Here is a 1602-nt window from a genome sequence, read left to right as displayed (position 1 = left end):
CACATCCATCAACTTAAGATACATTTGGATATAAAAGTTAAGGTTTTCCAAGTAGTTTTTTATTACCTTTTACAGATGTTTTAAAAGTACGCATACCAAATAAACCCGAATGGGTTTATTTTTTAACTATGCTACCTGATGAGCCGGAGTGGTATAATTATAAACAACACCCAAAATATCAAAGACTGTCTTTTTCTCGTACCGATGAGATTTTCGTCCGTTTTGCTGTAGGAGGTTAAACAGACGAAGGAGAACCTTTGATAATTCTTGGGTGTTTTTTTGTAATGCTTGATGAAAAAGTAAGAAGTAATCTTTAATTATGTACATTGCTTTATATTCGCTTAGTTCTTTCTGTTTCTTACGTAACAGGAGCTCTCTCATTTTAAACATAGTAGAAGAACAAAGTAGAATACCGATTAATTGCCCGTACAAATGACATTCTAATCGTTCCTGTTTAATAGATTTACAACGATGAATTTGAAACCAGGATTTCCATATTTTAAATAGAAGCTCGATTTGCCAACGTAGTGAATATAAATCATAGATTTTCTCTTTTGGTACCCATTCCGCAGGAATGTTTGTCATGTATACTGTAATTCCTTGTAAATGTTTCGTACGCTCTGTATAGGTAATCCCTTTTTTCTTTTCACGAATCGCTCGATCACGTAAGCGTTTCTGTGTTTGCTTTTCCGTACATCTATACACCACAATGCGAGTAGGAAGTTTGTCTTTACTCCCTACATATACATCATGTAACTCATACACTTGTCCAGGTTGTAATTGCTTCATGATATCTTCCAAATGAATTTGTGTATATACCGGCTTCAATTGAGCGGGTTTTGTTTTAAATTCCACTGTTTTGAATTCTTTTCTATATATTTTCGTAGGCAGCTTAAGGCGTGATAGATAATATCCTTGCTTATCTTGGATGGACTTAAAGTCTTGTAAACGAAAATACCCTAAGTCACGAATATAGAGTTCGTCTTTCTGTACCATACCCGTTCGACTCGCCCCATACGCCTGATCACTTCGTTTTCCTGGTTCAATTTGTACATCAGAAAATTCTCCACTCAACAAGTCATACTCTAGCTGAATTTTCACACCAGCTTTATGACTACATCCACCGGCACCTGGATAAGTAGATGCAAATCGATCAGGAACTTGAAAGGTTGTTGAATCAAGGATGCGAATACGCTCAAAGTAAGCAGAAAGAGAATGAGATATCTTAGATAACCCTCCAAATTTAGCTTGTAGAAGTGTCGTAAATACACTTCGAAAGAAGGTTACCGAAGCCGAGTTAAATCGTCGGTTAAGCCCCTCAGGGCTCAATAAGATTCCTGTTGAAGTTTCTAATTGACTACAAAGTTGAGTAAGCGAGGTAGTAGCGATTTGTTGATTTAACCATACACACAAAGATAAAAAATGGTGTCCATAACACTTCCGTTTTCGTTTCATTCCGCCTGCTTCTATAGCTAATTGATTCAATGCAGCGGGAGACATATACCGATACAACTCTTCGGCAAATAAAGACAACTCTTGTTTTTGACGCATATTCATAAAAAGCACGTCACCCTTTCTCATTAACATAAGAGAATAGTAACG

General features: G+C 36.5%; 1 protein-coding gene. It reads right to left on the bottom strand.

Features of this window, described 5'->3' with window-relative positions:
• Positions 1-126 precede the first annotated feature (126 nt).
• Complete coding sequence (locus tag H540_RS0122200; RefSeq protein ID WP_155891116.1) at positions 127-1557, bottom strand: IS4 family transposase; 1431 nt, start codon at positions 1555-1557, stop codon at positions 127-129.
• Positions 1558-1602: the final 45 nt, after the last annotated feature.

The sequence above is a fragment of the Ectobacillus panaciterrae DSM 19096 genome, from assembly GCF_000430785.1.
Lineage (GTDB): Bacteria > Bacillota > Bacilli > Bacillales > Bacillaceae_G > Ectobacillus > Ectobacillus panaciterrae.
The sequence above is the reverse complement of the archived record's forward strand: the minus strand, read 5'-3'. Positions and strand labels throughout refer to the sequence as shown.